This is a genomic window from Xanthomonas sp. F1 (genome assembly GCF_014199855.1).
The window spans coordinates 1-15494 of record NZ_JACHOK010000005.1 but is presented as its reverse complement, the minus strand read 5'-3'; the positions used below and the strand labels follow the sequence as shown (position 1 = coordinate 15494).

The following is a 15494-nucleotide window of genomic DNA, read 5'->3' as shown; positions in this document are numbered from 1 at the left end:
TGCAACACGCGAATGGGCATGATTGTGAGGGCGCCACACTGGCGGATCAGGTGAGCAGGTCGTTCAACGACCCGTGCCCTCTGCTGTTGCCTCTTACGCAGCAGAGACAAGCTGGCTGCTCGAGCGAACAAGGGAGCGTTGGATCAGAGGCCGCGAGAGGCGGTATGCAAACCGTCACTCGCGGGCGGGCCCGTGGCGGAATGCTAAGCCGGCCGTTCTCCGACATGCATGCGATTGCAGCCTACAAGCGGCCTTGTACCGATCCGGAGGGTCGCCGATAACCCGAGCATGGTGGCCCTATGGGTTCCCCTGACCTTGTTCATGTCGACACTTGCCGTCCAGAGAATCCGTGCGAAAAGGAATTCCCTCGCCCGTTGCCGGGCCCGGGCTCCCAACTGGAGGCACTGTTCCAAGGTTGGGCCCAATGATTTGCGTGAGCCGCGCCGTGCCAATGATCTCGCAGTTTCATCGAGAGTGTCCGCCCGGACAGTTCGGTGTCCGGGCGGACACTTACGCAATATATCCCATCTTTGCACATCGTCTACTTGTGACATACGCAAATAGTGCTTAATGTGAGGCGGGCAACCAATGCAACGACGGCAGACGCATGGACGATCAACGCCGCATTCGCCTCTTTCCGGGTTTCACAAATCGATTGGACATGCCGGCTGCCGTCGGATGATTCAGCATGGAAGAGATCTTGGCGTACGTATCGCCAGGAAGGAGCGAGTCGAGCAGGCAAGCATGTGCGCAAGGGGGTGGATTGGAAGCGCATGCATGGTCCTGGCGATGCGCGCGGTCTGGCACGAAAGTGCTGGGCATGCGCCTCACGCCATGAGGGGCGTGCCACGAACCCGCCTCTCGCGCCTTGCCTTGGGAACAGGGCGTTGGGGGGGCTCGCCCCGCGTGTGAGCGCCCGCTCCCGGGCGCTCATCATCCCGTGCGATAGCGCGCTGGCGGTGCCCCGTGCGGGCGGTTATCGCTGCTGCCTTGTCACGATCCACAGTGTGCGGGGCGCTTCGCGATGTGCCTTGCTTCCCGCACGTTTGCCATGCAGGTGATGTCGCTCGGTCTATTGCCAGGGAACCTACATGCTCGAGATGCACCAGGTCAGCAAGGTCAATCGCAGGGGAATGGTCGAAGCGCATCCAGCGCGTCTGCTCGACCTGGACGCAAAAACAAAAGAGTCCGTCGCAATCAATGGACATTCCGGCTTCGGCAAGACCGCATTCTTGAACATCCCCGGCCCGTTGCAGCCGTTCGGCAGCGGCGAGTTCATGCTGGACGGCCTGGCGGCTGAGGATATCTCCGATCGTCAAGGCACCACGCTTCGCAGAGGAAAGAGCGGCGTCATTTTCCAGGGCTTCACTCTGATTGCCGAGCTGGATTTGGTCGGTAACTGCGCTGTGCCGCTGCGCTATTGCGGCATATCCGGAGAACAGCGCAGGCGGCGGGTGGAAACTGCTCTCGATCACGTCGGACTCGGCACGCGCACGCGGCATTACCCGCTGGCGTTGTCGGGTGGGCAGTCGCAAGGTGCGGCGAACGCGCGCGGACTGTGTGACGAGCCCGGCGTGCTACCGGTGGATGAACACACCGGCAACCTGGATTCGCATATGGCATGGGGCATTCTGGAGCTGATTGAGCAGGTCGAGGCACTTGGCCCTGCCGTCGTCGTGGTGACGCACGAGGCGGAGCTGGTTGCCCGCGCGCAGCGCGACGTCCATTTTGTCGATGGCATTGCCACGGTTATGGCCAGAAGACGAGAAAGCCTCACGACTACGGCGCGGGAGCACCTGCTCTCGTAACGTGTCGCTTGTCGCTGCCGCTTCATCGGATCGCTGCGGTGCCGGGAAATCGTCGCCGCCCTACGGATAGCGCAAAGAGAGACCACATGTTCGGATACTACTTCGACCTAGCGCTGCGGAGCTTCAAGCGCAACCGGATGCTGACCGCGCTGATGGTACTGGCGATCGCGCTGGGTATCGGCGCGAGCATGACGACACTGACGGTGTTCTATATCCTTTCGGGCGATCCTTTGCCCGGCCGGAGCCAGACGCTGTTTTATCCACAGCTGGATCCGGCCGACATGGAAAACTTCATGCCTGGCGAAGAGCCCGAGGACCAGATGACGCGGTACGATGCGGAGACGCTGCTGCGCCAGGCCCGCGGCGACCGTCAAGCGGTGATGAAGCGCGGCAGCGTGGTGGTCAGGCCTGAGCGAGCGGAGTTGGGCTCATTCTCGGTGGATGCGCGCTACACGTCCGGTGACTTCTTTCCGATGTTCGCCACGCCATTCCTTTACGGCAACGCCTGGGGCAAGTCAGAAGACGAAAGCCGCAGTCGCATTGTGGTCATCGCAAAGTCGCTCAACGACAAGCTGTTCGGCGGAAAAAACAGCGTCGGCAAGTCTGTCTGGCTGAGCCAGAACGAATTTCGCATCGTTGGTGTTCTCAACGACTGGCGCCCGATCCCGAAGTTCTACGATCCATACGGCAGCCTCTATGGCGAGACCGAGCAGGTGTTCATTCCCTTCTCGACGTCGCGCGACCTCAAGATGGACGCATCGGGCCGCATGCACTGTTGGGGAGCGGACGACTTGGAAGAGGATCCGGAAGGTACGACGGGGGTCAATGCGCCATGTGCCTGGCTGCAGTACTGGGTCCAGCTCGACTCGCCAGAAAAGGTGGCGGCCTATAAGCAGTACCTCACCAATTACTCCAACCAACAGCGGGCCGCCGGCCGCTACCAGCGGCCGACCAACATAAGACTGCGTAGTCTGATGGAGTGGCTCGACTACAAGAAGGTGGTGCCGAGCGATGTACGTCTGCAGGTCTGGCTGGCCTTCGGCTTCCTGGTCGTGTGTTTGCTCAATACCAGTGGTCTGCTGCTGGCGAAGTTTCTTCGCCGATCGAGCGAGATCGCGGTGCGACGGGCGCTTGGCGCCTCGCATCGCACGATCTTCGGTCAGTACCTGGTGGAAGCAGGCGTGATTGGGCTGGCCGGCGGCGCGCTCGGCCTGGGATTCGCGCTGCTCGGCCTATGGGCCGTGCGCCAGCGCTCGGCCAGTTACGCGGAGTTGGCGCAGCTGGACCCCGCCATGCTGATTGTCACCTTCGTGCTCGCCATCGGTACGAGCGTCCTGGCTGGCTTGTTGCCCGCGTTCTGCGCCTGTCAGATCGCGCCGGCAATCCAACTCAAGACCGACTAGCCGCCTGGCGGCCAGCAGAGTATCGGGCGAAGGGCCCGACGCAACCAGATCCAGCTCCTGGCCAATTTTGGGAGCACGCCATCACCGAGGAACTTCATGGACATCCGCCCCATTTTCTCGGCACTACGCCGGCACAAGACGGCTGCGATGCTGATCGTGCTGGAGATCGCTGTCAGCTGCGCGATTCTGTGCAATGCGGTGTTTTTGATCCACAGTCGTTTGCAATTGATGGACCGCAAGACAGGCCTGGCGGAGGGCGAACTGGTGCGCATCCAGTTGGCCAAGAGCGGGAATGACGATCAGGCAAGCGCGCGTGCCAAGGAAGACCTCGCTGCCTTGCGCGCATTGCCAGGCGTCAAGATTGCGGCAGTCTCGAACTCCGTGCCTCTGGGGTTGCTGGGTAGGAGCCTGGACGTCAAGTTGACGCCCGACCAATCCCCTTTGTTCGAGACTGCCTATTACATCGGCGACAAGCAATTGCTGGACGCCATGGGATTGAATCTGGTCGCGGGACGCCGCTTCCTGCCCGACGAGTTCATCGAATGGAGCGCGCTCGACGCCCCCAACAGCAACGTCGGCATTCCGTCGGCGATCATCACGCGAGCGATGGCCAATAAACTGTTCCCCGATCAGGATCCCCTCGGGAAATCCTTCTACGCGTGGAACGACGCGCCCATCAAGGTCGTCGGCGTGGTCGAGCACTTGGTGCAGCCGCATGGTTTCAACGATCCGTCCTCTTACGAGTACGCCATCATGCTGCCGGTGGAGGGGGGGTTCCCCACCTATTTGCTACGCGTCGATGATCCTTCGCGCCGTGCCGAGGTGCTGCAACGCGCCGTGGACGTGCTGAAACGGATCGATCCGAGCCGGATCATCCTCAAGCAGGATACCGTGCAGGAGATGCGTGACAACTACTACCAACAGGACCGCGAAATGGCCTGGCTGCTGGTGACCGTCTGCGCGGCGCTGTTGGTGATTACCGCGCTCGGCATCATTGGGCTTGCCAGTTTCTGGGTGCAGCAACGCACGCGCCAGATCGGTGTCAGGCGCGCACTCGGCGCGACCCGTAAACAGATCCTGCGCTATTTCCAGACGGAGAACTTCCTTCTGTCCACGGTCGGCATCGTGCTCGGGATGTTCCTTGCTTATGCCATCAACTACCTGCTGATGAGCAAGTACGAGTTGCCGCGTCTGCCCCTTGGCTATCTGCCGATCGGCGCGATTGTGCTTTGGCTGATGGGTCAGCTGGCGGTGCTGGTGCCTGCGCGCCAGGCTGCTTCGATTCCGCCAGCGGCGGCCACACGTTCGATCTGAGCGGATGCTGGAGGTGCGCGAGGGCGGGTCAAGCCATGGTCTCCTGCCAGGCGCTGGCTCAGGAGACGGAATTCTGTGTGGCCCAGTGTCGGATGTCTCACTGAAGATGAGCGTGTCCGATCAGTGTCAAGATGCAGGATCGACGACGGTACCCGCCAACGGCATCGCTGGCACTCGTGATGCCTCGGCGTCGGTGGCTTGCGCGTGCCGACGGTCAACGCTGTTGACCCGTCCTTCGCCGAGCACGATGACCTGGTCTGCGAGATGGAAGTAGCGATCGTCGTGGGTAATGACCACGATCGCCTTGCCCTTTGCCTTCAACGCCGGAAGTATCTCGTCGTAGAAAACCGACTTGAATGATGGGTCCTGATCGGCTGCCCATTCGTCGAACAGGTACAGTTCCTTGTCGTCGATCATCGCCACCAGCAAGGCCATGCGTCGGCGCTGTCCGTCTGACAACGAAAGACTGGAAAACTTGCCCTGTGCATAGGTGACCTTGCCGTTCAGTTGAAGCGCGCGCAGGTAGTGTTCGACCATCTCCGCGAGTCCCTCGTCGGCAACACCGAGAATCTGATCGAACAGGTAGTAGTCCGAGTAGATCGCCCCGATGGCTTGCCGATACGTGCCGATGGATGCGCTGGTGATCGCATGATCGCCGAAGTAGATGGTTCCGCCATCGGCACGGTAGTGAAGCGTCAATAGTTTGCCGAGCGTCGATTTACCCGAGCCATTTCCGCCGACGATGAAGGAAATTTCGCCCTTGCGAAACTCCAGGTCCAATGGGCCGACCGCGAAGTCCTTGCCGGTGCCGTCGTAGTGATAACGCACGTCTTCGAAGCGTACGCTGCTCCACGCCCGCGGCGCCTCCTGGCTTGGTCCGATGTCCTCGCCCGGGATGTCGCCGAACAGTTTGGCCACGCGCTGCATGGATACGCGCGAGATGGCCAGCTGCGGTACGTAGTTCAGGATGGCCGAGACTGGTCCGGTCACGTAAAGCAGCGCCATGATGACGCCGACGAGTTCCTGATTGCTGACCACGCGGTAGTTGACGAAGACGAAAATGATCGATCCGATAACGAAGAAGCTGAGCAGGTCGCCGTAGTTGCTCGCAGTCCGCACGATGGTGTGGCCGGCCTTCTCGTTGCGCTGCACTTCGCCCTCGTAGGTCATCAGTACGGCGTTGAAGTACGCCTCGCGCTTGCGGTCGTTGAGTTTGAGTTCCTTGATGCCGCGCAACAAGCCATTGATCGACTCCTGTAGGCCATCGAACCCTCGGCGCGCACGGATGAAGTAGCGGCGGCCGATCATCATCGGCACTTGGTAGGTCAGCACGCCGAATGCGATGCATCCCAGCACGAACCAAAATACGTCGGAGTTGAGAATCAACAGGAAGCCGAGCATGCCGATCAGAGTGACCATGTTGATCAGCAAGTCGGGAAGTATGCGTGCGCCCAGGACGATGCGGGGCACGTCAGTGGTCAGCGCGGTGAGAAGACGCGCTGACCCAATCCGCTCAAGTGCAGAAAGTGGCGCGCCGGCGATCTGCCGATACAGGCCGGTCCGCAGCTGCGACGCAACGTCGATGGCGACCCGGCTGAGCATCACTTGCGACAGCGTCCTGCTGACGAGGATGAAGAAGCATGCAACGATGAAAATCATTGCGAACGGCGCATTGGCGATCTCCAGCGATAGCACGCGAGTCGGCGCGGTCGCGATCTCGTCCAGGCGGGTATCGCCGGGCTTCAGCACGCTCATGATCAAAGGAATCAGCAGCGAGTAGCAGACGCCGGAGAGGCCGCCCAGCACGATCGATAGGAACACCTTGTTTGGCGCCTTTCGGGAAAACTCGGCGAACATGTTCATGACGCGGTTCCTCGGAGCGGTCGACGTCCTGGCGTACCCGCTCAGGGCCCGACGGTAGCTCGCCTCTTGTCGAAAGTGCTATCCAATCTGTAGTAACGCACGTCGCGAAACGGCTCGACCATGTCGTCGTAATGCGGGCTGAGCACGTTCCCGGACTGGCCCGTCGAGTTCATGTAGTAATGCTCGGCGTGTTGACCGCGTAAGGCGATGACCTGCCTGAAACCTGCTCCGAACTTCTGCAGGTAGCCTTCGGCGCCGGCGAAGCTCGCTCCGGCGACGTTGATCGTGTTCTCCGAGCCGCCGTTCGCCACGCGGCGCTCGAACAGCCTGCGTAGCGGCTTGGACTGGCTGAAGGGCAGGTGCGCGTAGACTGTTTGCTGGATGCCGCTCCAGCGCCAGCTGGACATGCTCCAGTCGCCCTTCAGCTTGTGCAGCTCCCAGAGTGCGCTGTTTTGCGCGGCGGCGAGCTGGGCGTCGCAGGTTTCGCGGCCGTGCGTAATGCGGTTGTCGCACCACAGCGGATCCTTGCGATGCAACATCTCGCGCAGGTAGGCCAACGAGACGTCGTCCTGCAGGTTGCGCAGAATCTTCGAGGCCTGAGGGGTGTTCCAAGACCCGCGCAGCGCCGAGCTGAAGACGCGTTGGCGGAAATGCCGCATCCAGACGGTGAATATCGCGGCGCCCTGGCTGTCGCCGCGCATGTCGCCGTTCCAGGACGCCAGATACGCGGACGCCTGGGCACCGTGCTCTCCGCGTGGCAGCCGGTGCCTGAGTTCGTCCATCAGTTCGCCCGCCTCCAGGTCGGTGGTGTCCGCCTGAATGCGTTGCATGTCGTCGACTGTCAACCGTTGCCCGGTGTCGATGCGCTGCCGCAGCAGTTGCTCGATTCGGCGCGCGCGCGCAGGAGACGCCCAATCGTAGGAGATCAGATAGGGGTAATCGTCGCGCGTGACCTTGTTGTTGGCGTTGACGATGTAACCGGACGGCGGATTGTAGCTCTGTGGCCAAGCGGCGGCAGGCACCTGTCCGGACCAATCGTTTGCACTGTCCCAGCCGGGGGAGGGCAGCGTTCCTTGGCCTTGCTTGCGGATCGGAATGCGTCCTGCACCCAGATAGCCGATGTTGCCGTCGCGATCGATGTAAAGGAGGTTCATGGCAGGCGCGACATGGTGCGCGAGCGCCGCCTTGAAGCTTGTCCAGTCGGTGGCGTAGTTGAGCCGAAAGAACGCTTCGTAGCTGGTGTCGCCCGGGTCGAGCGCGGTCCAGCGCAATGCCACCGGCTGATCGAATACCCCGTAGTAGTCGCTGATGATCGGGCCATGTCGCGTCTCGCGCACCTTGAAGGTCACTGGCGCATACTGCTTGCGTAGCTGCTGCGGAAAGTCTGCGCGAACATGCAGCGTCTCGGTACGCGTGCGGAAAGGCTGCCACCGGCCATCCACTTCGTAGCCTTCCCCCGCCTGGTCGGGCCTTTCGAAGAACAGATCCTGCGCATCGGCCATCATGTTGGTACCGCCCCATGCGATATGCGCGTTTCGTCCAAGCACGGCCACCGGCAGTCCCACCAAGCTCATGCCGGACACCTTGTAGGTCGGCGCGTCGACGCTGATCGCATACCAGAGCGAGGGGATCTGCAGTCCCAAATGTGGATCGTTGGCGAGTAGGGCCATGCCGTTCTTCGTATGCCGACCAGCGACGACCCACGCATTGCTGCCGACGTTGCGTCCGCCGAGTGCGTACGCGCCTTCCAAGTGATGTTGGAACGTGGCGAGCGCCGCCAGGCGCTGCGGATCGCCCGTCGTGGTCACCGTGGTCGGCGCATCCGCAGGATAGGACGGAAAAAAAGCAGCAAGTTGTGTGTTCGTCAATGCCTGGCTGGCAATGTAGCGCTCGATCTCGCGGCGAAAGTTTCCGCCGAGGTCGAGCGCGAACACCTTGATCCAGGCAAGTGAGTCCAGTTCGGTCCAACGCTCGGGCGCGATGCCCAGCATGCGGAATTCGGCCGGTAGTGGATGCTTCTCTGCAATCCATGCATTGACCCCGGCTGCGTAAGCTGTCAGAGATCGCTGCGCTTGCGGACTGAGCGCGGGCCATGCCGATCCGGCCGATTCGTACAATCCCAGCGTACGAAACCAAACATCCGTCTCGATGCTTTCCTTGCCGAAGATTTCACTCAGGCGTCCGCGCGCCATGCGGCGTTGCAGCTCCATTTGCCACAAACGATCCTGCGCATGCGCGTAGCCCACGGCGAAGAACGCATCCGTGTCACTTGCTGCGCGGATGTGCGGCACGCCGTTGGGGTCGCGCGTGATCGTCACCGGCGCGGAGGATCCATACTCGAGGCGAAGCTCACCTTCGGGAGGGAGGCTCGCCCGCAGCGAGACGAACAGCCACGCACCGCCGAGTAGCAACGGCAGCACGACAAGCGCCAGCAGGCGTGTCGTCAGAGGAAACGATGTCCGCGGCATCACGCGGCGCGGTTCGAGGATGCGTGTCGCCGTGATGCGGTTGCTGCCCTTCGATCGGTTTGCAATCCGACAGGCGGCACGTTGTTTGGAACACGTGTGGATTCTTTGCGCCATGCCCGGGGGCGGGCAGCACCTGGGCCTGGTGCATGGGGAGCCAATGGAACGGCGCGCCCGAGCTCATCGGGAGGGAACGTCAAGTGTGAAGTCCATCTCGAAGGGCAACATGCAGAGCGTGGCATCTTCCGGTTCGTCCCTGTAGTTCCGTCGCGGTTATATACACGCTGCAGGCTTGACGAAGCAAGATATCGGTGGAAGAGTAAATCGGGGAGATGGTTGGCCTCTCGATGTTCTGCAGGCCGCCGCTAGGGGAAACATCGTTCAGCCATTTGCAATGTCGCCGATCAGCGTGCAGACGCTGACGTCCTTCGATACGGCTGGCTTCGTGCCAGGGAATCTGAACTTTCTCAAGGAGGGGATGGGTTTGCAGAGCTTTCCCGAGATCATGGCGCATCGTGCCCGTACCACCCCCGACGACGTCGCCTGCCGTTTTTTTCGAGGTCCCGCGCTGGATCATGAAGTCATGACGTTTGCGGCGTTATGGCGGCGCGCGGCAGCACTGGCGCAGCAGCTACAGGCGCTGGGTCTCGCGCAGCAGCGCGCTCTGTTGGTCTGCAAGTCGCAGCAACATTTCGTCGTGGCATTCTACGCGTGCCTGTTGGCGGGGGTGGTCGCCGTGCCTGCGTCACCGCCGCGCCGGCAGAATTCTCAAAATCGTCTACAAATCATCGTCCACGACGCCGGCGCGCATGCGATGATCTTCGATTCCGCCGAGTTCATGCAGGCGGAATTGGTATCGGGGACCGGGGCGTTGCTGAGAATTGATATGCGCGAGCATGCAGACGCGTGCGCCGACGCCATGTGCGCTGCACAGTGGACGCCGGGGCTGGTGGATGCGTCGACGCCCGCGTTTCTTCAATACACCTCCGGCTCGACGGGAGATCCAAAGGGCGTGGTCGTGACCCACGGAAATCTCGTAGACAATTGCGCCTCGATTCAAGATGGAATGCAAATCACGGAGCATTCCAGGTTATTTACTGCGCTTCCGTTGTTTCACGACATGGGACTGGTCGGGGGCGTTTTGCAATTCATGTACTCGGGCTGCTCGGCCGGCTTCTTGTCGCCTACGGAATTCGTGCAGTATCCAGAACGCTGGCTACGTGTCATTTCAGAGTTCCGCATGACGGTCAGTGGCGGTCCGAACTTCATGTACGATCTGGCGACTCGCTCGGTCAAGGACGAGGCGATCGCGGAGATCGATTTGTCTTCCTGGCGTGTTGCGTTCTGCGGCGCAGAGCCCATTCGGGCTTCCGTCATCGAGCGATTCACGCAGCGCTTCGCCGCCCACGGTTTGCGTGCAGAGGCGTTCTATCCGTGCTATGGCATGGCCGAATCGACGCTGTTCATCACCGGGGCCGACGTCGGTGCTGTGCCGACGACCCGCTCGTACGCTGGAGTGGACGTCGTCGGCTGCGGCGCTGCCCGCGGCAACACCCATGTGGAGATCGTTGATCCGGACACTTCCTCGCGGGTTGCTGACGGCGAGAGCGGCGAGATCTGGGTCCGAGGACGCAGCGTGGCCCATGGCTACTGGATGCGCCCTGAGCTGAGCCAGCGCGTGTTCCATGCGCAGATCGATGGAGCAGGACCTGGGCATCTGCGTACCGGCGATCTCGGCTTCATGCTGGATGGTCAGTTGTACGTGACCGGACGGATCAAGGACCTGATCATCGTCAATGGCAGGAAGTACGCACCGCAGGATATCGAGGACAGGTGCGAGGAGAGTCATGAAGCCTTGCGCCAGGCAGGGGGTGCCGCTTTCGCCATCGGCGACCAGCACGGCGAACGGTTGGTGGTGGTGTTTGAACTCAAGCGTGAATGGTTACGGCGCCATCCCGACTGGCCCGGGGTGCTGGGCGCGATGCGCGCTTCCGTCAATGCCGAGTATGGGCTGCCTGTCGCCGACATCGTGTTGATCAAGCCTGGCGCGTTGCCACGCACTTCCAGCGGCAAGGTGCGCCGGTCGCAGTGTCGGATGGACTACCTGTCCGGTGGTCTGGAGCGTGCTGCGGTGCATTGAGCGGGTGGTCGACCTGCCGCTTGCCGCGCGGCCATGCAGGTGCGTCTCAAGGGAGTTGCTGTTGTCACGTTGATGGTGGCGTTGGCGGTTTTTCTCAGGGCTGAGGAGCTGTGATCGATGAGCGCGCGCGAGTTGTGGCTGAAAGAGGCATTGTCGGAAGTGCTGGAGGTCGATGCGGCGCAGATCTCGGCGACCCGGACTTTCGCCGAGCAGGGCGTGGATTCCTTGATCGGCCTGCGCCTGACGCGAAAGCTCGAGGACGCGCTCGGCGTCGAGGTCGATCTCGAATGGCTGTTCGACCACCCCAGCATCCACGCGCTCGCGCAATTCCTGGATTCGCGGTTTGGCGCGCTTGATGCCACGCCCTCGCCTGTGGATCACCAACGAAGGATCGAGGCATGAAGCTGGATGCTCAGGCTGGACCATGGATGCCGCTGTCGGCTGCGCAACGCAGCCGTTGGTTCCTGTACCGCCTGGCGCCAGATGCCCGTGGTGAACACAACAATGCGTTCGCAGCCGTTGTACATGGCGCACTGGCAGCCGACTGTTTGTTGCCTGCGTTGCAGGCGCTTGTCCGACGCCACCCGATGTTGCGTCTCCGGTTTCGGGATAATGCCGGCGAAGTCGAACAGTCCGTGTCCCTGTCCGCGGACGTGCCGCTGATCCTCGACGATACCGCTGCCATCGCTCCTGACGCGCTGTTGCGCCGCGTGCGCAACGATGCGATCGAACCCTTCGATCTGTTCCGGTGTCCCCCGATTCGGGCCGGGCTGTATCGCCGCGACGACGACACGCAGATCCTGATGCTGGCGTTCGACCACATTGCGGTCGATGGCTGGTCCTATTGGCGCTTGCTGGACGAGCTGGGCACGTTGCTTGGCGGAAAGACCGTGGCCGATGAGGCGGATGCCAAGGTCGGCTACGAGGACTATGTTCATTGGCAGGCGCAATGGTTGCAGAGCGCGCAAGCGCAAGCGCAGCGGCACTATTGGCATGCAGCGTTGCAGGGCGCGGCGCAGAACTTGCCGTTGCCAGCGGACCGGCCGGCGTCACAGGCGTCGGGTCGGTTCGATGAGGTCGCGTTGACGATTCCGCTATCGTTGGCGCTTGACCTGCACGCACTTGGGCGTCGCCACGGGAGCACGTTGTACACCACGCTTCTGGCTGCCTACATGATTCTGTTGCATCGTCACAGCGGTCAGGACGACATTTCGGTCGGGTCGCCCATGCCGGGGCGCACCCGGTCGGAATGGGATGCGGTGGTGGGCGATTTCGTCAATCCGGTGGTGCTGCGCACCGTGTTCCAGAACGCGGCGAGTCTGGCGGACGTGTTGCACACGGTGCGCACGACCGCGCTGCGCGGGATGAAGAACCAGGAGTATCCCTTCACATCGCTGGTCGAGGAGCTGCAGCCTGCGCGGATGACAGGTCAGCACCCTTTCTACCAGACCATGTTCGTGTTCCAGAATGCCAGACACGGCGGCGGCCTGCGTCGTCTGTGGGATGGCACGCATGGTCGGGAACTGGTCGCATGGGGTGGCGTCGGCCTCAGTGCCTATCCAGCATGCCGCAGTGGAGCACACCATGGTATTCCGCTCTTGCTTGAGGTGATCGAGCTGGAGCAGGGCATCCGATGCGCATTCAAGTTCGACCATGGTGTGTTCGACCAGCAGACGGTGGCGCGTCTTGGCAATGCATGGCTGATGCTTCTGCAGGGGATGGTGGCCGATGACGCGCAAGCCGTCTCGCGCCTGCCGTTGTTGTCGGCGGACGAACGCGAACAGGTACTGCACACGTTCAATGCGACGCGGATGGATGTGCCGCAGGACACGCCGATCCACGCCTTGTTCCAGGCACAGGCGTCGCGGCAGCCGCAGGCGTTGGCCCTGGCCTGCGGCGACCAACAGCTGAGCTACGGTGCATTGAACGCCCGTGCCAACCAGCTGGCGCATCGGCTGATCGCACTGGGTGTGCAGCCGGATACGCGCGTGGCGATCTGCCTGCCGCGCAGCGTGGAGATGGTGGTGGGGATCCTGGCGATCCTCAAGGCCGGTGGTGCCTATGTGCCGCTGGACCCGGCGTATCCAGCCGAGCGGCTGGCCTACATGCTTGCCGATGCCGAGCCGGTGGCGCTGCTGACGCAGGCGCGGTTGGTGGAGACGGTGCGTACTCTTGGCGGTGACGAGACGGCCGTGGCAATCGTGGCCGTGGACGACGATCCTGCGCTGGCCCTCCAGCCGGCACACGATCCGGTCGTGGCTGGCTTGAGTGCACGGCATCTTGCCTACGTGATCTACACCTCCGGCTCCACCGGACGGCCCAAGGGGGTGATGCTCACGCATGCCAACGCCGTCAATCTGGTGGCCTGGGCGCAGGCCAGCTTCAGCACCGCGCAATTGGCCACGACACTGCTGTCGACGTCGATCAATTTCGACCTGGCCGTGTTCGAGCTGTTCGTGCCGCTGAGCAGCGGCCGCACCGTGCGGCTGGTTGCGGACCTGGTGTCGGCGGGGCAGGCCCTGGACGGGACGACGCTGGTCAACACGGTGCCCTCGGCGATGGCCGCGGTGCTGGACGGTGCGGACCTGCCGGCCTCGGTGACGACGGTGAACCTGGCCGGCGAGCCGCTGAAGCGAGCGCTGGTGGAGCGGGTGTTCGCGACAAGCCAGGCGCAGGTGGTGGCGAACCTGTACGGTCCTTCGGAGACGACGACCTACTCGACCTGGACGGCAATGACGCGGGAGACCGGGTTCGTTGGCCATATCGGCAAGCCGATCGCCAACACCCAGGTGTACGTGCTGGATGCGCAGGGTCAGCCGGTACCGATCGGGGTGATCGGTGAGCTGTACATCGGCGGTGCCGGTGTGGCCCGCGGCTACCTGAACCGCCCGGAGCTGACCGCCGAGCGTTTCCTGGCCGATCCGTTCGTCTCCGATCCCGACGCCCGCATTTACCGCACCGGCGATCTGGGGCGCTGGCGACCGGACGGCAACATCGAGTATCTGGGGCGCAACGATTTCCAGGTGAAGGTGCGCGGGTTCCGCATCGAGCTGGGGGAGATCGAGACGCGGTTGGCGGCGTGTGCGGGCGTACGCGAGGCAGTGGTGCTGGCACGCGAAGAGGTGCCGGGCGACAAGCGGCTGGTGGCCTATGTGGTGCCTGACGTCGGCAGTGCGTTGGCGGTGGCGTCGCTGCGCGATGCGCTATCGCAAGCCTTGCCCGAGTACATGGTACCCAGCGCGTTCGTGATGTTGGAGACCTTGCCGCTGACGCCCAACGGCAAACTTGACCGCGCGGCGCTGCCGGCACCGGACCAGGCGGCCGTGGCCAGCCGCGCCTACGAGGCGCCGGCGGGGGAGGTGGAGCAGGCGATCGCCGCGCTGTGGCAGGAGCTGTTGAACCTGGAGCGGGTGGGGCGGCAGGACCATTTCTTCGAACTGGGCGGGCACTCGTTGCTGGCGGTGCGGCTGGTGACCCGGGTGCGTGCGACGCTGGGGGTGGAACTGGCATTGCGCGAGGTCTTCGCCCATCCGGTGCTGACTGCCTTGGCTGCACGCGTGGCCGCGGCGGGGGCCACGACGCAGGAGGCGATCGTGCCGGTGGAGCGGGACGGGGTGTTGCCGCTGTCGTGGGCGCAACAGCGGTTGTGGTTCCTGGATCAACTGGATCATGCCGCGGGCGCGGCGTATCACATTCCGGCGGCGCTGCGGCTGACGGGCACCCTGGATCCTGTGGCGCTGCAGGCGAGCCTGGACCGGGTGGTGGCACGGCACGAGAGCCTGCGCACCACCTTCGTCAGCGTGGAGGGCGAACCGCGTCAGGTGATCGCACCGCCCGACAGCGGCTTTGTATTGACTACGCACGACCTTCGCCCTTTGCCAGCATCCGAGCAGGAGGCGGCGGTCACCGAACTGCGCCTAGCCGAGGCAGGCGCACCGTTCGACCTGGCGCGGGGCCCGCTGATCCGCGGCCGCCTGTTGGCCTTGTCCGCGCAGGAGCACTTGCTGCTGGTGACCCAGCACCACATCGTCTCCGATGGCTGGTCGATCGGGGTGCTGGTGCGCGAGGTCAGCGCGTTGTACGCCGCCTTCCGTAGCGGCGCGCCGGATCCCTTGCCGGCACTGCCGGTGCAGTATGCGGACTATGCGGCCTGGCAGCGGCGCTGGTTGCAGGGAACTGTGCTGGACGAACAACGGGCGTTCTGGAAGGACCAGTTGCAGGGCGCGCCAGCGCTACTGGAACTGCCAACCGACCACCCGCGGCCGGCGGTGCAACGCTACCGGGGCGCCCGCGTGGCGGTACGGGTCCCGCCAGCGCTCAGTGCCCAGCTGCAGCGGTTGTCGCAGCAGCACGGCACCACGCTGTTCATGACGCTGCTGGCGAGCTGGTCGGCGCTGCTGGGGCGGCTGAGCGGCCAGCACCAGGTGGTGATCGGCAGCCCGGTGGCGAACCGGCAACGTGCCGAGATCGAACCGTTGATCGGCTTCTTCGTCAACACCCT

At 63.1% G+C, this 15494-nt stretch carries 8 protein-coding genes; 6 read left to right on the top strand and 2 right to left on the bottom strand.

Annotation, left to right across the window (positions count from 1 at the left end):
- Positions 1–1091 precede the first annotated feature (1091 nt).
- The 3 genes from GGR71_RS12655 to GGR71_RS12645 all read left to right on the top strand — a co-directional run bounded on the left by GGR71_RS12655 (position 1092) and on the right by GGR71_RS12645 (position 4525).
- A complete protein-coding gene (locus GGR71_RS12655) occupies positions 1092–1808 on the top strand; it encodes an ABC transporter ATP-binding protein (protein WP_160963379.1) in 717 nt (238 codons plus the stop codon).
- Positions 1809–1894: 86 nt separating this feature from the next.
- Positions 1895–3211, top strand: coding sequence for an ABC transporter permease (locus tag GGR71_RS12650; RefSeq protein WP_160963380.1), 1317 nt, complete (start codon positions 1895–1897; stop codon positions 3209–3211).
- A gap of 96 nt (positions 3212–3307) precedes the next feature.
- Entirely contained in the window at positions 3308–4525 is a 1218-nt protein-coding gene (locus GGR71_RS12645; protein WP_160963381.1) for an ABC transporter permease, read from the top strand.
- 126 nt (positions 4526–4651) lie between these two features.
- Here GGR71_RS12645 and GGR71_RS12640 read toward each other — a convergent pair whose 3' ends face one another.
- Both GGR71_RS12640 and GGR71_RS12635 read right to left on the bottom strand, forming a co-directional pair.
- Complete coding sequence (locus GGR71_RS12640; protein ID WP_160963382.1) at positions 4652–6388, bottom strand: cyclic peptide export ABC transporter; 1737 nt, start codon at positions 6386–6388, stop codon at positions 4652–4654.
- A 41-nt stretch (positions 6389–6429) separates the two neighbouring features.
- Positions 6430–8970, bottom strand: a complete 2541-nt coding sequence (locus GGR71_RS12635; protein WP_160963383.1) for a penicillin acylase family protein — start codon at positions 8968–8970, stop codon at positions 6430–6432.
- Positions 8971–9247: 277 nt separating this feature from the next.
- On the opposite strand from GGR71_RS12635, the gene GGR71_RS12630 reads away from it, so the two are divergent.
- The 3 genes from GGR71_RS12630 to GGR71_RS12620 all read left to right on the top strand — a co-directional run.
- The gene (locus GGR71_RS12630; protein WP_160963384.1) at positions 9248–10993 is read left to right on the top strand and encodes a fatty acyl-AMP ligase; all 1746 of its coding nucleotides are present in this window, start codon (positions 9248–9250) and stop codon (positions 10991–10993) included.
- Positions 10994–11110: 117 nt separating this feature from the next.
- Entirely contained in the window at positions 11111–11395 is a 285-nt protein-coding gene (locus tag GGR71_RS12625; protein ID WP_160963385.1) for an acyl carrier protein, read from the top strand.
- Positions 11392–15494 (top strand): non-ribosomal peptide synthetase (locus GGR71_RS12620; protein WP_184452011.1); only part of this gene is annotated, 4103 nt, incomplete at its 3' end. The genes GGR71_RS12625 and GGR71_RS12620, both read left to right, overlap by 4 nt.